General features: G+C 33.9%; 19 protein-coding genes. 4 read left to right on the forward strand and 15 right to left on the reverse strand.

The genetic code is table 11. From position 1 onward, the window contains the following. Positions 1 to 50: 50 nt before the first annotated feature. The gene (gene dinB, locus HM984_RS06295; RefSeq protein ID WP_179348543.1) at positions 51 to 1,163 is read right to left on the reverse strand and encodes a DNA polymerase IV; all 1,113 of its coding nucleotides are present in this window, start codon (positions 1,161 to 1,163) and stop codon (positions 51 to 53) included. A 53-nt stretch (positions 1,164 to 1,216) separates the two neighbouring features. On the opposite strand from dinB, the gene HM984_RS06300 reads away from it, so the two are divergent. Then, positions 1,217 to 1,690, forward strand: coding sequence for a CYTH domain-containing protein (locus tag HM984_RS06300; protein ID WP_179348544.1), 474 nt, complete (start codon positions 1,217 to 1,219; stop codon positions 1,688 to 1,690). Continuing rightward, a complete protein-coding gene (locus tag HM984_RS06305) occupies positions 1,678 to 2,226 on the forward strand; it encodes a YciI family protein (RefSeq protein WP_179348545.1) in 549 nt (182 codons plus the stop codon). The genes HM984_RS06300 and HM984_RS06305 overlap by 13 nt, the downstream gene beginning before the upstream one ends. A 54-nt stretch (positions 2,227 to 2,280) precedes the next feature. Here the strand turns inward: HM984_RS06305 and HM984_RS06310 are convergent, their stop codons facing one another. The 4 genes from HM984_RS06310 to HM984_RS06325 form a co-directional block, all read right to left on the reverse strand. Further along, positions 2,281 to 4,194 carry an OmpA family protein gene (locus HM984_RS06310; RefSeq protein WP_179348546.1) on the reverse strand — a complete coding sequence of 638 codons (1,914 nt, stop codon included), beginning with the start codon at positions 4,192 to 4,194 and terminating at the stop codon, positions 2,281 to 2,283. Positions 4,195 to 4,214: 20 nt separating this feature from the next. After that, on the reverse strand, positions 4,215 to 5,123 hold the full coding sequence (locus HM984_RS06315) for a PorP/SprF family type IX secretion system membrane protein (protein ID WP_115808299.1): 909 nt from the start codon (positions 5,121 to 5,123) through the stop codon (positions 4,215 to 4,217). Between the two features lie 45 nt (positions 5,124 to 5,168). Next, positions 5,169 to 10,412 (reverse strand): FIDD domain-containing protein, encoded by a 5,244-nt coding sequence (locus HM984_RS06320; RefSeq protein WP_179348547.1) that lies wholly within the window; start codon positions 10,410 to 10,412, stop codon positions 5,169 to 5,171. A gap of 222 nt (positions 10,413 to 10,634) precedes the next feature. Continuing rightward, positions 10,635 to 11,585 (reverse strand): endonuclease/exonuclease/phosphatase family protein, encoded by a 951-nt coding sequence (locus HM984_RS06325; RefSeq protein ID WP_179348548.1) that lies wholly within the window; start codon positions 11,583 to 11,585, stop codon positions 10,635 to 10,637. A 71-nt stretch (positions 11,586 to 11,656) separates the two neighbouring features. Between HM984_RS06325 and hflX the strand changes: the two genes are divergently transcribed. Both hflX and HM984_RS06335 read left to right on the forward strand, forming a co-directional pair. Then, a complete protein-coding gene (gene hflX / locus HM984_RS06330; RefSeq protein ID WP_115808296.1) occupies positions 11,657 to 12,868 on the forward strand; it encodes a GTPase HflX in 1,212 nt (403 codons plus the stop codon). A gap of 13 nt (positions 12,869 to 12,881) precedes the next feature. Beyond that, positions 12,882 to 15,152: a transglycosylase domain-containing protein gene (locus tag HM984_RS06335; RefSeq protein ID WP_179348549.1), complete on the forward strand. Its 2,271-nt coding sequence runs from the start codon at positions 12,882 to 12,884 to the stop codon at positions 15,150 to 15,152. Between the two features lie 72 nt (positions 15,153 to 15,224). On the opposite strand, the gene HM984_RS06340 is transcribed toward HM984_RS06335, so the two are convergent. From HM984_RS06340 to sufC, 10 genes are all read right to left on the reverse strand, one after another. Further along, the gene (locus HM984_RS06340; RefSeq protein ID WP_179348550.1) at positions 15,225 to 16,133 is read right to left on the reverse strand and encodes a DUF3078 domain-containing protein; all 909 of its coding nucleotides are present in this window, start codon (positions 16,131 to 16,133) and stop codon (positions 15,225 to 15,227) included. Between the two features lie 115 nt (positions 16,134 to 16,248). Further along, a complete protein-coding gene (locus HM984_RS06345; RefSeq protein WP_179348551.1) occupies positions 16,249 to 16,755 on the reverse strand; it encodes a DUF2480 family protein in 507 nt (168 codons plus the stop codon). Positions 16,756 to 16,773: 18 nt separating this feature from the next. Beyond that, positions 16,774 to 18,609: an ABC transporter ATP-binding protein gene (locus HM984_RS06350; protein ID WP_179348552.1), complete on the reverse strand. Its 1,836-nt coding sequence runs from the start codon at positions 18,607 to 18,609 to the stop codon at positions 16,774 to 16,776. Positions 18,610 to 18,622: 13 nt separating this feature from the next. Beyond that, the gene (locus HM984_RS06355) at positions 18,623 to 18,949 is read right to left on the reverse strand and encodes a DUF59 domain-containing protein (RefSeq protein WP_020897552.1); all 327 of its coding nucleotides are present in this window, start codon (positions 18,947 to 18,949) and stop codon (positions 18,623 to 18,625) included. A 72-nt stretch (positions 18,950 to 19,021) separates the two neighbouring features. Next, the gene (locus tag HM984_RS06360) at positions 19,022 to 19,444 is read right to left on the reverse strand and encodes a SufE family protein (RefSeq protein WP_179348553.1); all 423 of its coding nucleotides are present in this window, start codon (positions 19,442 to 19,444) and stop codon (positions 19,022 to 19,024) included. A 33-nt stretch (positions 19,445 to 19,477) separates the two neighbouring features. Next, positions 19,478 to 20,302: an META domain-containing protein gene (locus tag HM984_RS06365; RefSeq protein ID WP_179348554.1), complete on the reverse strand. Its 825-nt coding sequence runs from the start codon at positions 20,300 to 20,302 to the stop codon at positions 19,478 to 19,480. Between the two features lie 45 nt (positions 20,303 to 20,347). Continuing rightward, positions 20,348 to 21,562, reverse strand: coding sequence for an aminotransferase class V-fold PLP-dependent enzyme (locus HM984_RS06370; protein WP_179348555.1), 1,215 nt, complete (start codon positions 21,560 to 21,562; stop codon positions 20,348 to 20,350). A gap of 121 nt (positions 21,563 to 21,683) precedes the next feature. Further along, entirely contained in the window at positions 21,684 to 22,292 is a 609-nt protein-coding gene (locus tag HM984_RS06375; protein ID WP_179348556.1) for a porin family protein, read from the reverse strand. Positions 22,293 to 22,408: 116 nt separating this feature from the next. Then, positions 22,409 to 23,722: a Fe-S cluster assembly protein SufD gene (gene sufD / locus HM984_RS06380; RefSeq protein WP_179348557.1), complete on the reverse strand. Its 1,314-nt coding sequence runs from the start codon at positions 23,720 to 23,722 to the stop codon at positions 22,409 to 22,411. 152 nt (positions 23,723 to 23,874) lie between these two features. Next, positions 23,875 to 24,627, reverse strand: a complete 753-nt coding sequence (gene sufC / locus HM984_RS06385; RefSeq protein ID WP_115808287.1) for a Fe-S cluster assembly ATPase SufC — start codon at positions 24,625 to 24,627, stop codon at positions 23,875 to 23,877. Positions 24,628 to 24,631: the final 4 nt, after the last annotated feature.

Here is a 24,631-nt window from a genome sequence, read left to right on the forward strand (position 1 = left end):
AAAAATGTATGGTTTAATCTTAATTTCGGTTGTATAAAATCATATAAAAGTTAAAAGCTAAATTTTAACTGAACACTAACGGTTTTTTTTTCTTGATCTGATGACTTGGGTTTTTTAGGCTTTTCGGTATTTAGATTAGATAAAGAGATGCCTAAAAGCCGAACAGAATTATTCAACTTATTTTGATAAAGTAAATCTTTAGCGGTTTCGAGTATAATCGATTGATCACTTATATAATAGGGTAACGTTTTACTTCGTGTTTGCAACGTAAAGTCGCTATATTTTATTTTTAAAGTTATGGTTTTACCCGAGACTTTACTTTTAGTAAGTCGTTTTGAAACCTCTTCTGATATATGCTCTAATTTTTCGAGCATAAAAATTTCTGATGATAGATTTTTGCTAAACGTACGTTCTGCTGCTAATGATTTTCTAATCCGGTTGGGTTTAACTTCACTGAAATGAATACCGCGTACAACATCATAGTAGTAGCGTCCAGATTTACCAAAGTTTTTATCTAAATACTCTAAGGATTTTGCTTTTAAATCTTTACCCGTAAAAATGCCTTTTTGATACATTTTTTCGGCTGTGACTTTGCCTACACCATAAAATTTGCGAATGTCTAAATCTTCTAAAAATTGAAAGACATCTTCTGGATTTACTGTTTTCTGTCCGTTGGGTTTATTATAGTCGCTAGCTACTTTAGCAATAAATTTATTAATAGAGATACCTGCGGAAGCCGTTAAGCCTACTTCATTAAAAATCCGTTGTCGTATCTCTTCTGCAATTAATGATGCACTAGGGAATCCTATTTTATTTTCTGTGACGTCTAAATAAGCTTCATCTAGCGATAAAGGCTCTACCAAATCTGTGTATTCTAAAAAAATCTTTCTAATACGCTTAGAAATTTCAGTGTAACGTTCAAAGTCTGTTTTTACAAAAATAAGTTCGGGGCATAGTTTTATAGCCAACCGACCAGACATCGCACTTTTTACTCCAAATTTACGAGCTTCATAACTCGCAGCACTAACAACACCTCGTGTTCCACCACCTCCAACAGCAATAGGTTTACCTTTAAGTTCGGGATTATCCATCTGCGCTACAGAGGCATAAAATGCATCCATATCTACATGAATTATCTTTCTTATTGGTAAATCGTTAATCATACTGTAAATTTAGGCATTAAATGCCTTTTAAATTGTAATTATTAAGACTTGTAATGATTGAAATAGAACGAAAATTTTTGGTAAATTCTGATGCTTTTAAAACAGAAGCACATACTTCCTACGTTATAAAACAGGGTTTTTTAAATAGTGATAAAGCGCGAACAGTTAGAGTAAGATTAAAAAATGACAAAGGATATCTAACGGTTAAAGGTAAGTCTACAGCGAATGGTTTGTCGCGTTTTGAGTGGGAAAAAGAAATTTCAAAACCTGAAGCTGAAGCCTTATTGCAACTATGCGAACCTGGAATCATTAATAAAACGCGATATGAAGTAAAGTCTAATAATCATGTTTTTGAAATTGATGAGTTTTATGGTGATAATGAAGGTTTAATTGTGGCTGAAGTTGAATTAAATGCTGAAAATGAATCGTATAAAAAACCACATTGGCTTGGTAAAGAAGTCACTGGAGATCTAAAATATTATAATTCTTTATTAATTAAAACCCCTTATAAACTATGGAAACATTAAAACGAGTACTAGTCTTATTAGTTTTTATTTTTGGCATTGTCTCATGTAAAGAGGAAGTTAAATCAGAAATCATTACGGAAGAACCAATTGTTGTAGAACCTATGGACAAAGTTACTGAAGAACCTGAAGCTCCTAAATTAGAAAAACAATCTATCGCGGCTCTGAAAGAAGAATTAACAACAAGAGGCTTTAAAGTTTTTGATTATGTAAATGAGAAAACAAAAGATACTGTATTAATGCAACAATATTTTATGGCCTTTCTTAAAGATGGACCAATCCGAAATCAAAATGAAGAAGAAGTTGTTATTCTTCAAGAAGAGCATTTGGCTCATTTGGGCAAAATGTACGATTTAGGTTATGCAGATATTTCAGGACCCTTTGGTGATGATGGTGATATAAGAGGCATTACTATTTATAATGTGCCAACACAAAAAATGGCGGATAGTTTAGCTAATTCTGATCCAATGGTTAAGGCAGGTCGATTAATCATTGAAATGCATCCGTGGTGGGCAGCTAAAGGTTATAAATTGCGTTAATAAAAAAAGCTCTGAAATAATTCAGAGCTTTTTTTTATTCAATAATAATAGTATTTATTCTGCAGCAAGTGCTCCGCTAACAATAATAAACTCAGAACGTCTGTTTTCTGCATGTTGTTCTTTAGTACAACCTGTTGTGCAATTTACTTTAGGTTCTGTTTCTCCTTTACCTTCGCCAGAAATACGAGCTTCATCGATTCCCTTAGATATTACATACTGAACGGTAGTTTTTGCTCTACGCTCAGAAAGTGCGTTATTATAAGAATCTGGACCTCTATTATCTGTATGTGATGTTGCTTTAATAACCATTTCAGGATACTTAGTCATAATTTGAACTAATTTATCTAATTCAAAAGCAGCTTGAGCTGTGATGTTAGACTGATCAAACTCGAAGAAAATTGGGGCTAAATCAATTGTTTCAGCTGCAATTAACTTCTCAATAGGATCTAAAGAAATCTGAACATTATTTTCTTCTTCGTTAGTACCTTTTACTTGTACTTTTTTACTGTCAAAACCGTCCATTACAACTTCTAACTCGGTGTCTTCTTCACATTCTACAATGAATTCTACAACACCTTCTGCGTTAGTTGTTTTTGAAACTACTTTATTTCCTTCAGCATCAAATAAAGAAACAGATGCTCCACTTAGAGGTTCGCGAGTTTTATCGTCTAATACTGTTGTAGTGATTAATACGTCACATAGTGGTTGTAGTTTTTTAAATGAATATACATCATCACTACCTTTTCCGCCGTCTCTGTTAGAAGATACAAATCCTTCATCCTTATCTTCGTCAATAGTGAATGCAAAATCATCTCCGTTACTGTTGATAGGAATTCCTAGGTTACGGATAGGTGCCATTTTTCCATCAATTTCTTTTGTGTAAAAAACGTCTAATCCACCAAGACCTAAATGACCTGTAGATGAAAAGTAAAGTGTATTATTACTACTAACATAAGGGAACATTTCTTGTCCTTCTGTATTTACTTTTTGACCTAAATTTACTGCTTCACCTAAAGTACCGTCGTTATTTATTGGTGCTTTGTAAATATCAAAACCACCAAAACCTCCTGGCATATCTGAAGCAAAATATAGAGTTTTACCATCTGCACTTACCGCTGGATTTTTAACTGAGTAGTTTTCGCTATTAACAGATAACGTTTCAACAGTATCCCAATCCGTACCTAATTTAGTAGCTTTAAATAAATAAAGTTGACTAAATTTTCTGTTACTTAAAGAATCTTTTTGAAAATCTTTTTCATAAAAGCTTTCTCTAGAAAAATACATGGTTTTACCATCTGGTGAAAATGATACTAAACCTTCGTGGTATTTCGTATTAATTTTGTTATTCACTAACTCAGCTTCTTGGAAGGTGTCATCTGTATTTTTAGTAATTGTATAAATATCTAAAAATGGTTGATCGTTCCATCCATAAGTTTTACGACTATCGTTACGACCCGATGTAATGTATAATTTACCATCGTTCATAATCCCACCGAAATCTGACTGCTCAGAGTTAAAGTCAGCATTCTGAACATTAAACTTTTTACCTTGTTCTAATATTTTAGGAAGGTAATTAGGGTTTTTTCTAAATGCAGCAGCACGATGATCAGAAGGACGCATAGATGCAAACTTTTCCATTTGTACATTAGAAGCTTCGTACTTTCCATTTGCTTTTAGCATTTGTGAATACTTATATACCATCTCTGGTTTATCTGATGTCTCCAATGCTTTAGCGTACCAGCGTTCAGCAGCTTCAGTATTAAAGATGTTATAATAACTTTCAGCAAGTTGTGCGTAAACATAAGCATCAGCTTCACCTTTATCTACGAGCTTATTATAGCTTTCTATGGCCTTTACAAATTCGTATTGAGCAAATTGCTTATCTGCTTTTTTAGTATCTTTATTCTGAGCAGTTAAGTAAAAGCCGCTCATCAAAGTAATTAATAATAATATTCTATAGTTTTTCATAATTGTTTTAGCTTAACTGATTAAAAGTATCTAGGTGAACGAGAAACACGTTTCGAAAAATTAAGATCAAACAATAGCATGACCTCGTGAGATGCTGGTGCGTACGCTTTAATATCTGACGATATAGCGTCGTAAGCATAACCTATTCTCAAAGAAGGTGTAACAGCAAAATTAACTAAACCTGAAAATGAGTCGTCTAATCTATAAGACGCACCAATTTCAAATTTCTTATAGAATCTTGCATTGACGTTAACATCAAACGATGTTGGTGCATCAAATGCAGACTTTACCATTACAGAAGGTTTAAGTTCTGTATTAGGTGAAAGATCAAACACATAACCACCAGTTAAGAAATAGTGCTGTGTTTCTGATCCTATTTTATAACCATCAGCATCTAAATGAACCGATGATAATAAATTTGGTACTGATAAGGATACATAGTACTTGTCCGTATAATAAAAGAAACCTGCTCCAATATTAGGTGTTGTACTACTAATATCTTGTGCGAAAAATGGATCTGTATTATCTACAACACTTACATCAGAATTTAAACCAATGTCGTGAAATGTAGCTCCAGCTTTTACCCCGAATGCTAAACGGTGTTCACCACCTAATTGTAGCGTATAAGAAACATCTACGTAAGCATTTGTTTCTTTAACCGGACCAATTCGGTCAGAAATTACAGATAGACCTATACCTAGGTTATTACCTATAGGTGTGTGCCCAAAGAACGTTCCTGTTTCTGGTCCACCATCAATCTTAGTCCATTGATTTCTGTATAATAGTCCAAAAGAAAGATTTTCTTTTGAGCCTGCATACGCAGGATTAATGACATTCATATTATACATGTACTGCGTGTACTGAGGGTCTTGTTGCCCATGCATCTGAAATGCTAAAAGCAAAACCGCTATAATAGAGAGTTTTTTCATTATAATAAGTTGATTCTGTTAGTTAAGTTAATTCTGTTAATTGATTTATCTGTTTATGTATACCCAAGCACTTTTTGTTTTTGCACCACCTTCGTATACAACGGTATAGAAATAAGTACCTACTGGTAACTCATTGCCATCGTTAGTTTGACCAACCCATTCATTTCTATAATTGTTTTTTGAATATACTAGGGTTCCGTTTCTATTAAATATTTCAAGTTTAGTAACATTAAAGCTACTTAAATCAAAACTGTCATTCTGACCTATTGAAACACCTGGCGAAATACCTTCTGGGAAAATACATGTTTCAGCTTCTTCAACCGTTTGAGTAATTGTATTAGAACAACCGCTCGCATTAAATGTTATTGTAGCCGCGTATTCACCTGCAACCACAACATTAGTTAATGTTAAACCACTACCATTAAAGTCAACACCATCTAGAGTCCAAGTAACAGTTACATCAGCTTCTGTAAAGTTAGTAGGTATGATACCTATCGTCTTAGTTGCTGTTGATGGAGGAGGACAAACGATATAATCATACTGAAGATCAAATTCAGCCAACGGTACTAAATTAATTTCTAAAGCAAATGATGTTGTTTCGTAACAACCTGTAACAGGATCTTGTGCTCTTACATAGATTGTTTTACCTCCACTAGCGTATGAATTAGGTAATGCAGCTGTTCCTGCCTCTGCATCATCAAGTGATGTGTGATATGAAATAATCATGTTTGGATCTGCAGTAACATCACCATTTATTGAGACTAAATCAAATACGGTTTCACCATCTACAACACCATCTAAATCATCACAGACAACAAAATCGTCAGGCTGATTAATAACTGGTCTTGCATTTACAATTAATTCTACTTGAGATAATTCTCTACATCCAATAAATCCATTGTTATATGCAGCAGTATCTTCTATTCTCATAATTAGTGTTTCTCCAACTGAGGTATATGGTGATGCTACAGCGTCAATCAATTGGTTAGCATTAGCAGTACTTGTATAGTAAGTTATTGTAAAGCCATCTAAAGCGAGAGATGTTGATAGGGCGTCTAAATCAAATTGTTCTGATCCATCTGCTTCTGGTCCATCACATGCTGTAATGGTTTGTGGAGCTAATGATTCTGGATCCTTATAAAGATTTGCAATAACAACTTGAGATAATGCATTAGCATTACACTGTGAGTCGAACGCCTGTACTTGGTAGCTACCTGATTCAGTAACAACAAGAGAGGTTAAGTTTTCACCTGGTATTACAGTTCCATCTTTTGTCCATACAAAATCATCTGCAAATGGTGAGTACGTTTCTAGAGTTATAGATTCGAAACCACAAACTGATACTTCATCCGTTTCATCTGGATCATTAGTAGGATCAATAGGAACTTCGTTACTAACAATAGAGGCATTAATATCTGCTATTGTACTACCAGAGCCAGGTTGACCAACATTTGTTTGTCTCACTTGAATAACACCAGCGCCTTCTGCATAATTAGTAATTAGTAAAAGGTATATTTCACCCTGAACAGCACCTGTAAGTGTTACATCTTCTACCGGAGCTGCAGAATAACTACAATCTACTTCTGATGATAAATCACATAAACTATCACCTGGTGCAAATGGGCCCCAAAGAACAAAATCGACATCTAGCTCATCTCCAATCGGATTGTCATTTTCGTCAAAAGCAGTATTTTGAACCATTTGAATGAAAAGATCACCAGAGGTTCCAACTTCTAAAACACTGTAAGTAGGATTAGGTGTTGTAAATAGACATTCAATTTGGCCATCACCAGGAAGTTCATTTATAGTGTTGTAAGTATATAATATATCACTTGCATCACTACCACTACAATAATTGTCTGCTAAGTCACACGTTAAATTAACAGGCGCAACGTAAGGTGTAATACATAAATCAAATGTGGTGTCTTCGTTTGAAGTACCAAAAGAGAATACTCTAATATAGTATGTGTTTCCTATCGTAAGTTGCGGTGTAGCAGTAGATAATTCAGCGTTAAAAAAGCCAGTTTCAGCGCAAGCTATTTCAACTAAGCTGTCACAAGTTCCTTCATAAAGCGCATGTCCTAGGTTAGTATCACTTCCTGCAATATTTGCTAAAGCAATTAATTGAGATTCACTTTGTGCTTCAAATTGGAACCAAACATCATCGTCAGCAGATCCACCACATGAAGGGTCTGGAATATCAGACGTAGTTGCCGCTAATATTGTCCCTGAGGTTCTAACTGCGCAGAGTATGTCGTCATTAACAACTGCTACTGTAGCGTTACATGGATTATCATTGACTGGAGGACAACCTACAACCACATAATTATTACTGCTAATTGTACAATTGTTATCTTGTTCGTTAGTAATAAATATTTTTACCTCAGTACCAAAATCAAATGGACCTATTGGATAGATACCAGCATCAAACGCCTGAGTTGTGTCGGTATTAAAACTATTCGCAATTTCTAAAGATGTTGCATCACCTACATCGGTAATATTAACTTCAATAGAAAATGAGTCGGTGGTACAATCTGTGACTACTGTATATTCTGCTTCTGCTAGTGTACAATTTAATTCTTGTACATTAAGCGTAAAATCTAAGGTAACACCCCAACTGCCATTGTAACAAGGGTTTGGAGTTGCTTGAGCAAAGTCTGTTGAGACTATGCGCATTCTATGCTCACCTAATGGAGCCGTAACAGGCATAAGAAATGAGGCATCTTGTGTATGAGGGTTGCCACCACCAGATGATACACCTTGGTATACAATCTCAGTAGCATCAAATACTAAATCATCGTTAAAATCAACCCACATAATAGTATTGTATGTTGCGCTATGTCCAAACTCAATTTCAATATTAGTATCAAGTCCTCTAAAAACATTAACAGCAGGAGATGTATTATTTTCGTAAGTTACATCACCGGCACTAGGGAAATCTGTAACGCCAATTGTAACATTATTAACACCATCACCATCATTAGATGTTGGAAAAGAGGCACAATAACCTGTAAAGAATTCGAATGGACCATTAAATGAGCTTATATCACCAGGACCACATATGGCTTGTACATAATACTCATAACTAGTATCTGATGTTAAACCTTCTAAGATATAAGGGTTTGAAGCAACATCGTTTATAAGTGTACCGTCACCTAAAGCAAAACCAGCTTCACCATATTGTATATTCCATGTTGTAGCAGTTCCATTTTCTGTCCAAGCTAATTCAGTAGAAGTTAGACTTAGGTTTGTACCTAATAAATCTGTAGGTTCAGGACAGGTTGGAATACCTCTTACTCTAAAGTTATCTACAAATATATCATTGTCTTCACTATCAGAAACAGTTCCGCTAGTACCGTAGAATGCAAACTGTACTATTTGACCCCCATATGGTGTTAAGTCTATTACAGGGTGTACGCCCGTAATTGGTAGTGCAGATGTATTATCATAAGTAATTAAAGCCGTCCATGTTAGGCCATTATCAGTAGACATTAAAAATTGTACAACATCATCAGAACCTAAAACACCTGGTTGTGTAGAACTAGCGAAATCCATAATTCCAAAATCAAATTCTACTTGAAAAGGACCACCAGTTAAATCAAATTGCGGTGATAATATCCATTCATTTAAAGGATCACCAAAAAATGGAGTGTAAAGATTTAACTTATATGCGCCTGTGGTACCGTTATTAAGAAATCCATCAGAAGTCCAAGAGCTCGCTCCTAAATCTGTAGGTCCAGTGGTTGGATTACCATTATCAGCCTCATTCCAACATTCTGGGATTACGGTAAAAGTAACATCTGCGAAATTTTGAATATAATCTGGGGTTATTACGTCACACAATGTAGTAAACGTAAAAGGTCCAGTCCATGCACTTAGGTCACCTGCACCACAATCGGCTTGAACGTAGTAGTCATAACTTGTTAATCCAGTTAATCCTGTAGCATTATAGGGGTTAGAAATACCAGTATCGGTTGCTAATCCTGTTGGTTCAGTGCCATTTGTTACAATTTCAATATTCCATTGTGGTACTGTTCCTACTTGAGACCAACTAAGTTCTGCGCTATTTGCACCAATTCCATTTGCTGCTAATGCAGTAGGTGGAATACAACTTGGAGCAGGTGTTACGTTAATACTCATATCTGCGGTAACACCCCAGATTCCTGAATAACACGGGTTAGGAGGTGCTTGAGCGCCATAAGAACTAGTCATTCTCATATTATAAACTCCTAATGGTACATCTGGCATTACAAATGATGCATCTAATGTTGTAGGGTTTCCTACTGGTGCTTGTCCTGAAAAAACGAGTTCAGTCGCATCATATACTAAATCTTCATTAAAATCAATCCAAACATAAGCATAGTATGCATAACCAGTAACAAATGTAATTTGCATATTAGTATTTATACTAGAGGCTAAATCAACAGTTGTTGCTGTAAAATCTTCATTATTAAGATCTCCTCCTGAGATTAAGGTCTCTTCTCCTAATACTATTTGTGAGATACCACTACCCTCTAGGGCTGTCGGTAAAGATTCACAATAACCAGTAAAAAAAGTAAATGGTCCTACCCATTCGCTAACACCATCAGCCGTACCACAATCAGATTGGTAATAAACAAAATATGATGTAGATTCTGTTAAACCTGTAATTGAAGTTGCAGGTGTACCAGTAGCTGTCTCTGTTCCTGATGCTTCACCATTTCCAGGTGTAAAATCAGTAGTATTATATTCTAAATTCCATGCTGTTTCTGCGTCTCCTGCATTCCAGATTAAATCTACAGTCGTAGTTGTTAACGTCGTCGTAGCCATTTCTGATGGCTCAAAACAAGTTGGGCTTTCATATATTGTAAGAACAATATTAGACCAGTTAGCATCAGAATTTGGATAACTCTGACTTATTTCAATGTCTAAAAAACCATTTGAAGTAGGGTCATATGAACCAGGAAGAAGACCTGAAAATGTAATCTCGGTATCTTGCCCGGCTGCGCCATAAGTGGTTGGTGGCTCAATCATTGTAATAGACCCTGAAGCTGTTGTAATTACGAGACCTGCTTCGGAAGACCAAGGTCCTCCACCGCCTGCAGTCCAATCTGCAGTTAACAGAAACGAATAATACGTTCCCGAAGATGAAGCTGGTACGCCAGCTACATTGGCTGCGTTATTCAGATTAAAAGTAATTGGTGATAAGTTTTCCACATTTGTGGTGCCTGTAAGTGCGGGGAAATCATATTGTGCACTAGCCGTCAGGAAGAAACTTAGCATGATTAAAAATAGAGTAATTTTTTTCATTATTAATCGGTTTGTTAAATGGTTCATTGCCTTTGTAATCATCTGATTACAAAGATATTTGTTTGTTTGGCAAAAAAAAAGAGTTGCAAATCGTATAGATACCGTTGGTTAGACGATTTTTCTATCCGAACCCGAATATATAAAAAATGACTATTAACATGTTGTTAACATTGCTAAAATAGATTAACTACCGTATTAATCGATAAATGGGTTGGCTATTTTTTATGAAGGCTTCAATTCGATAAAAACAGGGAAATGATCGCTGTAACCTCCCTTATATTTTTTGCCTACAAAGGTTCTAAATGGCTGACCTTTGTATTTTCCATCAAATTGAGTAAGAAATTTGCTATTAAAAACTTTAGCATCGCTGTATACTAAGTTAGAGTTGCTAGTATCAAAAAAGTTAGTAGAGACTAAAATTTGGTCAAACAAGTTCCATTGAAAATTATGACTTAGACTTCCGTTATCTCGAGACCAAACGGTTTTAAATGGATTAAAGAGACCACTTTCTTCTTCAAGTAACAACAAACTATTGCAATTAGGATTATCATTAAAGTCACCCATTACTATAATTTTAGCGTTTAAGTTTTCCTGTTTAAGTTTCTTAATTACAGAATTCACAACATCTGCCGATGCTATGCGTTTAAATTCAGTTTCTCGTACACCTTCTCTACGAGATGACCAGTGATTAACAATTACGTTAATAGATTCATTATTTAGTTCTCCTTGTACCAAAAGAATATCTCTAGTATAATCTTGCTCTCCTTTTTCATTTTGAAGATATACCGAAAAGGTTTCAGAATGCGTTACTTTAAAAATATCAGGTTTATATAATAGGGCTACATCTATGCCTCTTTCATCTAAAGAATCAAAATGAATGTATTTATAGTTTTCATCAATAAGGTTTTTACTATTTACTAAATCTGAGAGGACGTTTTGGTTTTCAACTTCGGCTAAACCAATTATTACTGGTGCTGATTGATTATCTTCATTACCTATTTTAGGAATCACAGTTCCTAATTTCAATAATTTATTTTGATAGCGTTTTAAAGTCCAGCGTTTTTGAGATGTTGGTAAAAAATCTCTATCATTTGTTAAAGGGTCTTTTTTTATGTCGAATAAATTTTCGATATTATAAAATGCAATTGTATAAGGGTCAATATTATTATTCATAGGATTAAATATAGGTTTTTAAAATATTAATAGGACTAATCCATTTGCTTAACTTTGTACTTTAATATATTATGATAGAAAAGAAAAATATAGATTTAGAAAAAGTAGTACTCATTGGTGTTGTTACCCAAAATCAAGATGAAGAGAAGTCACAAGAGTACTTGGATGAATTAGAGTTTTTAACCTATACAGCAGGTGGTGAAGTCATAAAAAGATATACTCAAAAAATGGCGCTACCTAATCCTAAAACTTTTATTGGTACAGGGAAAATGGAAGAGGTTGCTAGCTTTGTACAAGAAAATGATATTGGTACTGTAATCTTTGATGACGAATTAACTCCGGCTCAAGAACGAAATATTAGTAAGATTCTAAACTGTAAGATTCTCGATAGAACGAATCTTATCTTAGATATTTTTGCGCAACGTGCACAAACAAGTTATGCCAGAACGCAAGTAGAATTAGCGCAATGTGAATATTTATTACCCCGATTAAAAGGAATGTGGACACACCTCGAACGTCAAAAGGGTGGTATTGGAATGCGTGGGCCTGGTGAAACCGAGATTGAAACGGATAGACGTATTGTAAGAGATAAGATTGCGTTATTAAAAGCCAAGATAAAAACGATAGACAAGCAGCAAGCTGTGCAACGCGGTAATCGTGGAAAAATGGTACGCGTAGCTCTAGTAGGTTATACCAATGTAGGGAAATCTACATTAATGAATGTTATTAGTAAGAGTGACGTATTTGCAGAAAACAAATTATTTGCAACACTCGATACTACGGTTAGAAAAGTAGTGATTGGTAATTTACCTTTTTTAGTAAGTGATACGGTTGGGTTTATTAGAAAACTCCCTACACAATTAGTAGAATCGTTTAAGAGTACTTTAGATGAAGTAAGAGAGGCCGATTTATTACTTCATATTGTAGATATTTCACATACTAATTTTGAAGAACATATTGAATCTGTAAATCAGATTTTAGACGAAATAGAAAGCAAGGACAAACCAACGATAATGGTATTTAATAAGATTGATGCTTATGAAGCCGAACCGTTTGACGAAGAAGATTTAATAGAAGTTCGTACAGAAGCCAATTATACTATTGAAGAATGGAAAAAAACTTGGATGAATAGAGTTGGTGATAACGCTTTGTTTATCTCTGCTCTAAATAAAGAGAATATGGAAGAATTTAGAAAGCGCGTTTATAAAGAAGTGCGAGAAATTCATGTGACGCGTTTTCCATACAATCATTTCCTATATCCCGACGTTGAAGATATAGAATAAAAAGTTCTTTTATATGAAAGCTTCCCAATCACGCTTTACAACTTCGATTAAAAAGATATTAAAAAATAAATGGATAAAATGGCTCGTTATTCTCATAGCAGCCATTTTGTTATTTCTATTTGGTCTATATATTAGTATATATGTAGGCTTATTCGGAAAAGTCCCAACGATAGAAGATATCAGTTCTATTAAGCAAGAGCAAGCGACACAGCTTTTAGACAAAGACGAAAAATTAATAGGAAAGTATTATATCTATGACAGGCAGCCTGTAGCGTTTAAAGATTTACCTAAACATCTTATTGAAGCGTTAGTAGCCACAGAAGATTCTCGTTTCTATGAGCACGATGGTATAGACAACATAAGTTTAATGCGCGTATTTGTTAAGAATTTAATCCTTCAAGATAAATCTGCAGGTGGTGGAAGTACGATAACCCTTCAATTGGCGAAAAATCTATATGGAAGGCAAAATTATGCGTTTTTCAGTATGCTAATTAATAAATTTAAAGAGTCTATTGTAGCGCAGCGTATTGAGGACGTGTATTCTAAAGACGAAATTTTAACCTTATATCTCAATACCGTCCCATTTTCAGATAATACCTATGGTATAGAAAGCGCGTCCATTAAATTTTTCAATAAATCAGTACAAGATATTTCCATTATTGAAGCGGCAACTTTAGTCGGTACATTAAAAGCCAATACCTATTACAACCCAAGAGTGCATTTAGATCGTAGTAAAAATCGAAGAAATGTGGTTTTAAATCAGATGAAAAATTATGGTTACCTTTCAGAGGATTCGTTAGCGTATTATTCAAGTCAAGATTTAGAATTAGAGTACCGCTCTTTTAATCACGATTTAGGTTTAGCTCCTTATTTTAGAGCTGAAGTAAAGAAACAACTAGAGTCTATTTTAGATACTTTAAAAAATCCTGAAGGCGAAGACTATGATCTTTATAAAGATGGACTTATTGTACATACTACGTTAGATTACAAAATGCAGGAATTAGCGGAAGCCGCCATGAAGGAGCACATGAGTAAACTTCAAGCCGATTTTGAAACATCGTATGGCAATAATTCCCCTTGGGAAACCAACTCTAAACTATTAGAAAACGCAGTTTCTAAATTAGACCAAGTAAAAAGATATAAAGACCAAGGATTAACGGAACAGCAAATTAAAGATTCTTTAAATATTAAGCGACCTACAGATGTATTTAGTTGGAAAGGCGACACCATTAAAAATATATCTACTATAGATAGCTTAAAACATTATCTTAAATTTTTAAACACAGGAATGTTGTCTGTAGAGCCGACCACCGGAGCGGTAAGAGCTTATGTTGGTGGTATTGATTACAGATATTTTAAATACGATCATATTTCACAAAGTGAACGCCAAGTCGGATCTACCTTTAAACCCTTTGTATATACTGCTGCTATAAATAATGATTTAAACCCATGCACCTATTTTTCTTTAAATAAAGTAACGTATACCAATTATGACGATTGGACACCTACGAATTCTGGAAGTGATGAAGAAGATCCTTATACTAACTACACTTTAGAAAATGCGTTAAGTAATTCTGTAAATACTATTTCTGTTAAGGTTTTGGAAACGGTAGGTATTCCGAAAGTTTTAGAGCAAGTTGAAAAGTTAGGAATTTTAAAAAAACTACCCAATGAGCCTTCATTAGCTTTGGGAGTTGCAGAAATTAGTTTGAAGGATTTAACAGGTGCTTATGCGAGTTATCTAAATAAAAGCAAAGCTGTAACCCCCTATTATATTACTAAAATAGAAGATAAATCTGGAAATGTCATCGCAACATTTAAGCCTGAAATTTCTAATGAACAAGCCTATAGCGATTATACAAGACAAGTACTTCTAGAGATGATGAAATCTACGGTTAATAAAGGCACGGCATCACGATTGCGAAGTACCTACGGATTAAAGAATGATATTGCAGGTAAAACAGGAACTACACAAAATAACAAAGACGGTTGGTTTGTTGGCTTAACACCTAATTTAGTAACTATAACTTGGGTTGGTAATGATAATCACAGCATCGGATTTAAATCTACAGGTATGGGACAAGGAGCTAATTCAGCCTTACCTATTTTTGCGAAGTTCTATCAGAAATTGAATAAAGACAGTGATTACAAATCAATAACCAGAGCACAATTTGAAAAACCTTCAGAACAAGTTCTTAGCGATCTAGATTGTGAGCCCACAAAACGCGACGGGTTTATTAAGCGACTCTTCAAGAAAAAAGAGAAAAAGAAAAAGTTTAATTAGAGTAATATAATTGTATAAAAAAACCTGTCTAAATTTAATCTAGACAGGTTTCTTTTTTTTAAAATGTTGTTGTTAGAAAGCGTAGCTTAAACCAACGGTATAGTATGATTGTAATTTGTTATCCGCATCAGCTAAATCAACTTCTTGGTAATTGGCAGCTTCTTGCTTGTTACTTCTTAAAGCAAAATCAAAACCAACACCAATCATTTTCCATAAAGTATAGCTAAATGAGTTGGTCCAAGTAAAGTTAGATAAATCACTATCTTCATAGCTTTGGAATGTTGAGAAATTAGACTTAAAAGAAATTGCTCCGATTTGTCTTGTATAGTCTGCAACAATTTTAGCACCCGCAGAAGATTCAAAAGCAGCATCATTATCAGCAAACACAAAGTTGTAGTTTAAAGGGTGAATTACAACGATAAGATTTTCAAGTGGAGTCCATGTAGCACCAACACCAACATCTAAAAATCCAGGATCATTAAAGTTGTCTAAAAGTGTTGTTCTGTACTCTGCTAAACCTGAAATAGCCCATTTATCATTTAAATTACGACCATAAAGTGAAGAAATATTGAATACATCCGTTGTAGGTTCAAATTTCTCACTATCTAATTCAGTGTCTTTATTATCTAACTTCACCCAGTTAAGGTTCATAGTTAATGAGTTTCTCCAAAAATATTTGTCTTCAATTTTATTTGCGAAACCATTAAAAGTAACTCCTAAGTTTCCTGAGGAATTGTTTGGTGCACCTTGAGAATACCAATCGTTGAAGTTAGATAAACTTCCTCCAATAGTACCAAAAGCACCTTTTCTCCAGCCTGGTAAAGCATCAATTTGTTTTTGTATAGCATTCGCTTCACCTTGAAACTTGTTGGCTTCTGCTTGTTTTTCAGCTTTTTGAGCCTGTAATTCTTCCTTAGTTTGAGAAAAACCAAAAGTAACAGATAGCATTAAAATAGCTATTAATAATAGTTTTTTGTTCATAATCAATTGTGTTAAATTTTTAAGTTGCAAATATAAGTATTAAATGATTTCTGTTTATAGTTACGAAATCACTTTTTAGACCCTATAATCACTAAAAAGTCACACTTTTGTGTTATTATTTTCTTTTAAAGAGCGGAACAGAAGAACAAGCCTCACCAAACATAATAGATCTTGCTATAGGTTTTAATTTTTGCGATAGTAATGTTAAGGCATTTGAAGGTACAGGCTTATGAGAACATCCTTTAATAATTACAGGTAAACCTTCGTATATTGAAATATCTAAATTTGAAATAATTTCAGCATATAAAATAGACTCTAAATCACTTAATGAACCTATTACAGAAAGTTTAGCATAGGGTTGAAGTTCTATAGAAATTAGCATATAAGCCCAATCTGGCACTATAGCATCGGTAGAACAATGTAAAGCCACATAGCACTCTTGGTATTGCGACCAATTGTGCTCTGCTACAAAAGCTCTGAAGTCTTTTTCTCGAAGTACTAAGCCTTCCATTAACCAATTTTTTATATCAAAAAGAACACGTTCTCCCTTTGGGTAATAGTCTTCTAAATCTATAACTTTTAGTTTGCTGTTTGCAATTCTATTAATAATTTCTTCTGCCATAATACAAAGGTAAATGATTTACTGATAGCCTTCAGCTTGTAGTGTAAACAATTCAGAATACAAGGCTTGGTTTTTCATAAGTTCGTCATGTGTGCCAATTTCTAAGGCGCTTCCATGTTCTAACACTAGAATTCTGTCTGCTTGGCGAACCGTACTAAATCGGTGCGAAATAATAATACTGGTCTTGCCTTCGGTTAGACCTATAAATCGTTCAAATACTTCGCTTTCTGCTCTGGCATCTAGGGCTGATGTTGGTTCATCTAAAATCATCACTTCAGCATTTTTCATGTAGGCTCTTGCCAAAGCTACTTTTTGCCATTGCCCACCAGATAATTCTTGTCCGTTAGCAAAACGTTTTCCTAATTGCTGGTTGTAGCCGTGTTTTAATTCAGACACCACTTCGTTTGCTAAACTTAATTCCGCGGCATTTTCAATTTTGTTTTGATTATGTAGCTCATCGATATTTCCAATCGCTATATTTTCTTTAACGGTAAATTCATATCTAAAGAAATCCTGAAAAATGACTCCGAAGTATTCTTGGTATTCCGCAATATTGAAACGGTTAATATTTATGCCATCTAATAGTATTTCGCCAGAAGTAGGCTCGTAAAAACGTAATAGTAATTTTATTAAAGTGGTTTTTCCGGCTCCATTCTGTCCTACAAATGCTAGTTTTTCACCGGCTTTCAGATTAAAGGTAATGCCTTTTAAAATGTCGACTTCGGAATTTGGATAGGCAAAATGAACATCTTTAAACTCAAAACCTTTAGTGATTTTCTTCGGTAGCGGAATGTCTTCTTTTACTTTTGAAACAATTGAAATATCTATAAAATCGAAATAATCTTTTAGGTATAAAGCACTTTCAGAAATACGTGTGAATTTTGAAAAGAAATCTTGAAGGTTTCGCATTAAGCGATTAAAGGAACCGGATAAAAAGGTTAATTCACCCAATGTAATAGCACCTGAAAGTACGCGGTAAATAATAAATACATAAGCTCCGTAATAACTTAATGAGCCTAAAACATTAAATAAAAAACCTAAAGCAGAACGCTTTATCGCTAATGATTTATTGAGTTGGTAATATTCTTCGGATAGGTTTTTAAAACGATTTACCACAAAATCGGTTAAGCCAAAAAGTTTAATTTCTTTCGCTGTTTTATCGTTTGCACCTATAAATCTTAAATAATCTAACTCGCGGCGTTCTGAAGTCCAGCTTCTTGCTAAAGAATATTGTTGTTGGCTAAAACGTACTTCGTTTATAAATGAAGGAATAATACTTAGTACCAACAGAATAATTAAATAAGGCTCAAAGTAGATTAAACCAGCAACAAGTGTTGCAATAGAAATGGCACTTTGTGCTTGCCCAAGAACATTAGACATTAAGCCAACACGGCCATTAGTTTGTGTTCTGGCGCGTTCTAGTTTATCGTAAAATTCAGAATCTTCTAATAAACTAATATTAATCTGATTGGTTTTCTTAATTATAGTTATTGATGTCGCAATACTATATTCATCGCCAAGCAAGCCATCAGTTAAGGAAATGGCTCTACTTACTAAATCAGAAAGGATAATTAATGCAAACTCAACTGCAACATAGGTCCACAGCGAAGTATAATCGGGTATATCTAATGAAATCTGTAGTATAATTTCATCTATAATTAGTTTCCCTATCCATAAAATGATAACAGGAAGTAAAGCCCCAATGAGTCTACAGAATGCAGATAATATGAAAAGACTTTTGTTAACTCTCCAAATTTCTTTAAAAAATCTAGGGATATAAACTAAAGCATTAAATGACGATTTTATACTGGTTTTTTTATCGTCTTTTAAAGAGTTTGGACTGCGTCTTGGCATGTATTCATTTTAATTAAAGCATCCCAAGCTCTAACTTAGCTTCTTCGCTCATAAGTTCTTGTGACCAAGGTGGATCGAAAGTGATCTCTACTTCAGCATCTTTAACTTCATTAATAGATTTTACTTTTTCTTCAACCTCTAAAGGTAACGTTTCAGCTACCGGACAATTTGGCGTCGTTAAGGTCATTAAGATTTTAACTTCAAAATCTTCGTTTACAAAAACATCATAGATTAATCCTAATTCGTAGATGTCTACAGGGATTTCTGGATCGTAAATAGTTTTTATAACTCTTAAGATTTTTTCTCCTAATGCTGCTGTATCTATAGTTGGTTTGCTCATGTCTTTAAATTTGTGCGTTTATAATTTTAATTGCTCTGAGTTCGTTTTTAACTTTTAAACAAAAAAGATAAACTAGTTTAATTGTGTTTGGTATGCTATGGCATACATTTTTAATTGCTTTATCATACTAACCAAGCCGTTTGCTCTAGTTGGTGATAAGTGTTCTTTTAGTCCGATTTTATCAATAAAATCTGTGTTAGCTTCAAGAATGGCTTTAGGATGCTGATTAGAAAATACTCTAATCAATATCGCTATAATACCTTTAGTTATAATGGCATCGCTATCTGCAGTAAAGTTCACTTTGTCATCTTCCATAATGGCATGAACCCAAACTTTACTTTGGCAACCTTTTATAATATTATCCTCGGTCTTATATTTTTCGTCTATTATTGGTAAGTCCTTACCTAAATCTATCATGTATTGGTAGCGTTCCTCCCAATCTTCAAACATAGCGAACTCATCAATAATTTCGTTTTGTACGTCTTCAATAGTCATAGTCTCATCCTTTTGTGCAAAATTACAAAATCGCTACTGTTTTACCGTGTTTTCTTTAATGGATAACACTTTATTAACTAAAGCTTCAATGGCCTTTGGAGGATTGCCATGGTCAAATGTCGGTGTCATATATTCTATATCACCTATTTGTAACGCTAAAGTGGCGTGTGCAGCTCCATCGTGCTGATGGTTTTGAGACGGTGGTGTTAGTTTAAATAGGCCTTCTAAATCTGTAGCATCGATTAAACTTTTAAGCTCATTCCACTGAGTGGCGTCAATGTTATAATTTTTAATATTTTGAAGACTTCGATCTTCAGAAATAGCGATTTTATTTTTCGAAATAAGAATGAAATTAAAAAAACCTCTTGTGGAAGTTTGATATTTAACAGCCGTTATATAATTATCGTTAATCTCATCACTTTTTTTAGTTGTCTGAGCAGTACGAGTCGCTGTAATTAAAATCTTATCGTTTGCTAGAAGTGAAATCCCACCATTAGCATCTACGAAAAACGAATCTACTAAACTCAAAGATTTTAAAAAATACGCTTCAATGGCCATAATGTTTTTAGAACATAATTTTTTGGTCGCTCCAATATCTCCAAATGTAATAGTATTATTTTCTGTTGAATAATTCCCGAAGAAACTATTGCAGCCAGCTGTTCCATTAACTTTATTTGAATTTTCATCAAAAGTTATTTCGAGTTTGTTTAAAGCAATATCATTACCTTCTAATTGCGTTATATAATACGTTCCTGAAAGATGTTCTTGCATGGTTTTGCTGTTTTCAACAACTTCTGTATTTGATTTACATGAGCTTACAGTGAATAAAAGCGCGACTAAACTGAGTATAAATTTCATCATTTATAGTTTTTAAATAGGTAAATACACTTTTAATGCCAAAGTCTACGAGAGCATCATAATTGCTTTCTTTAAAGCCGTAATAAAAGCATCAATTTCTTCTTTTGTATTATAAAACATAAAAGACGCTCTAATGGTTCCTGGAATCTTGTAAAAGTCCATAATAGGTTGTGCGCAATGATGACCTGTTCGTACAGCGATGCCCATTTTGTCTAATATAGTCCCAATATCATACGGGTGAATAGATCCAACGTTAAATGAAATAACAGAGGTTTTCTCTTTTGCTGTGCCGTAAATTTTTAAACCTTCAATTTTTTGTAATTCTGCTGTTCCGTATTCTAACAATTCATTTTCGTATTCAGCGATATTTTCGAAACCAATAGCATTCATATAGTCTAAAGCCGCTCCGAAGGCAATGCCTCCACAGATGTTTGGTGTACCTGCTTCAAATTTATGTGGTAGGCCAGCATAAGTCGTTTTTTCAAACGACACTTCTGCAATCATTTCTCCTCCTCCTTGGTAAGGTGGCAATTTATTCAGCCATTCTTCTTTTCCGTAAAGCATTCCAACACCTGTTGGTCCGCAAATTTTGTGGGCAGAACACACATAGAAATCCACATCTAAAGCTTGAACGTCTGGTTTTAAATGCGGGCAAGATTGTGCTCCATCAACCAAAACAGCTGCACCAATGGCATGTGCTTTTTCTATAATATATTCAATTGGGTTTATAGTTCCCAAAGCATTTGAAATATGATTTACAAAAACCAGTTTTGTATTTTTATTTAAAAGTGCCTCGTATTCTGAAAGTATTAAGTCTCCATTTTCATTCATGGGAATGACTTTCAAACTAGCTCCTGTACGTTCACAAAGCATTTGCCATGGCACAATATTACTATGATGCTCTAAAGCTGAAACAATAATTTCATCTCCTTTTTTTAAGAGTGAAGAAAAACCATTAGCAACTAAGTTAATACTATGTGTTGTACCAGAAGTGAAAATTATTTCATGACTTTGCTTGGCATTAAAATGCTTCTGGATTTTTAGTCGTGCTTGTTCATAAGCATCTGTTGCTTCTTGGCTCAAGCTATGTACACCTCTGTGAATATTAGCATTGTAATTACTGTAATAATCTACAATAGCATCAATGACTTGCTGAGGTGTTTGCGATGTTGCAGCATTATCGAAATATATGAGTGGTTTCCCGTTGACTTCACGTTGAAGTATTGGAAAGTCTTTTCTTATTTTTTGTACGTCTAACATATCTATTTGGTAAAGACTTTAGAGATTAAAAATTTATTTAATGCAGATTCCTTGCCATCATTAAAACTCTAATTATTCCTACTTTCATGCGAATTTAAGGTCTAATTCAATGGCAACAACTTCAATTATTTAGTATGGACTCAATATTAATATTTAAATTAATATAGCCACCACCAGTTTGGGTTTCTGTATTATTATCTAAAGTATCAGATAGCCCGTAATCACCTACAATCTCTAAAGCAAAATGCTTTAAAAAATGAAAACCAAATCCTAGTTGTGCACCAAAATTTGTTGCTTTATAGAAGTTTTCAATTTTATTACCATCTTCATCTTTAGACCCTAAAACAAATGATATCCTAGGCCCAATAAACAGGTAAAAGCCTTTATTGTATTCCTTATTAAAATCAAACTTAAGATGTGGAATAAATTGAAGTGACTTTACTTTTATATCAAAAGGTTCAGAATAAACATACCCTGCTCTTGTAACATAAGACATTTCATTCGCAGCGCTATAAATCAAATTACCCTTAAGTCCGAAGCTATCATTTAATTGATAATCTAAAAAACCACCAAAATTATAACTAATAGCAGATTCATTATTTACAAAACTTCCACCTTGTGTTTCAATGTCGTATAAATTAACTCCTGTAACAAATCCATAAGTTAACTCTTGAGATTGAGATGATAATGTAGCTAAAAAAATTATGGGAAGTAATAATAGTTTCTTCATATAATTTATTAAAACGATTGGCTTTAGATTATTATAATTGTCCGTTTTTATACCTTAAAAGTTTTTAAATCAAAACTCTGAGATTCATTTCCGATAGCGATTTGAATTCTTGAGAATTATAAATCAAACCCAATATTTACACCCAACTTATTCGCAATAATCTTTGTAATTCTATTTTTAATCTCAGGGATTTTCACAGAATCTAAAACGTTATTACTAAAGGCAAACATTAATAAAGCGCGTGCTTCTTTTTCAGGAATTCCTCTAGAACGTAAATAAAACATTGCACTTTCATCTAACTGACCAATAGTACAACCATGAGAACACTTTACATCATCTGCAAAAATTTCAAGTTGAGGTTTGGTGTTTATGCTGGCTTTATCGCTAATTAAAATGTTATTATTTGCTTGAAATGCATTGGTTTTCTGCGCTAATTTTTCAACAACAACTTTACCATTAAACACTCCTGTTGAACTATCGTCAAAAATACCTTTGTAATCTTGGTGGCTTTCACAATTTGGTTCAATATGATGTACTAATGTGTTGTGATCTACGTGTTGCTTATCACCAATAATGGTAATACCTTTCATGGTGGAATCTATACGCTCTCCGTTTTGGTAGAACTCAAGGTTGTTTCTAATTAATTTTCCACCGAAAGAAAAGGTATGCACTTTGGCTAAACTTTCCTGCTTTTGATTAATAAAAGTGTTATCTATTAATGACGCAGTTTGTCTATCATTTTGAATTTTATAATAGTCAACAATCGCACGTTTGTTCGCGAAAATTTCTGTCACACTATTCGTTAAAACAGGGTTATCCGTTAAACTCTGGTGACGTTCTATTATCTGAACATGCGAATTTTCATTTACAACAATCAAGTTACGAGGTTGCAACATTACGGCAGCTTCGTTTCCTGTTGAAAAATGAATGATTTGAATCGGTTTTTCAACCACTTTATTCTTAGGAATATTGATGTATGCACCTTCCATAGAAAATGCTGTATTCAAAGAAGACAAACCATCTTTTTTCGCAATTTTATTGAAATAATTATCAATAATTACTTTGTATTTAGGTTTGGTTAAAGCCGCAGACATTAAACAAACATCTAAACCATCATGCGTGGTTTGTGATAAATGAGAGGCGTATTTTCCATCGATAAAGATGATTTTATACGCATCAATATCATGAATGAAATATTTTTTTACGTCTTTAAATTCTATGTCATTGTCGTGCTTAGGAAATACACTATAGTCGTGTTTTAAAATAGAATTCAACGATGTATATTTCCAATCTTCTTGACGCTTAGAAGGAAATCCTTCAGCTTCAAAAGTCTTTATAGCTTCAGTACGAATATCATGTACTGACGAGTGCACATCGACCGTGTCCTCAAATGCCATAAATGACGATACTAATTTTTCTTTTAAACTCATGTTTTTAAGTCTTCAGTAATAAGTCCTCAGTCTTCAGGTTGCTCAATCGCAAACTATAAGTTGAAGAATTAGTACTTGATTTAATGTTTTTGCTACAAATAGTCATATCCGAGTAAGTTAGTGCTTACTGAAGACTGACCACTGCCTACTAATTAAGCGTTAACCTCTTCTTTAATCCAATCGTAACCTTTAGCTTCTAACTCGTGGGCTAATTCTTTACCTCCTGATTTAACAATTTTACCGTCGAGTAATACATGTACAAAATCTGGAACGATATAATCTAATAAACGTTGGTAATGCGTAATAACAATTACAGCGTTGTCTTTAGACTTTAATTTATTTACACCATTGGCTACAATACGCAATGCATCAATATCTAAACCAGAATCCGTTTCATCTAAGATGGCTAATTTTGGTTCTAACATTGCCATTTGAAAGATTTCGTTACGTTTCTTTTCTCCTCCAGAAAATCCTTGGTTTAATGAACGCGATAAAAATTTACGATCAATTTCTAAAAGCTCAGATTTTTCTCTGATCATTTTCAGCATATCTTTTGCTGGCATGTCACCTAAACCTTTTGCTTTACGCGTTTCATTGATGGCTGTTTTTATAAAGTTAGTTACGCTAACTCCTGGTATTTCAATTGGGTATTGAAATGATAAAAACACACCTTTATGTGCACGTTCTTCAGCGGCTAATTCATCGATGTCATCGCCTTCTAATAATATATTTCCTTCTGTAACTTCGTACTCTTCTTTACCTGCAATTACTGAAGCTAGAGTACTTTTTCCTGAACCATTTGGGCCCATTATTGCGTGAACTTCTCCTGCTTTAACTTCGAGATTAATACCTTTTAAAATGGCTTTATCTTCTATACTTGCGTGTAAATTATTGATCTTTAACATAGTC

This window comes from Winogradskyella pacifica (assembly GCF_013403915.1).
GTDB lineage: Bacteria > Bacteroidota > Bacteroidia > Flavobacteriales > Flavobacteriaceae > Winogradskyella > Winogradskyella pacifica.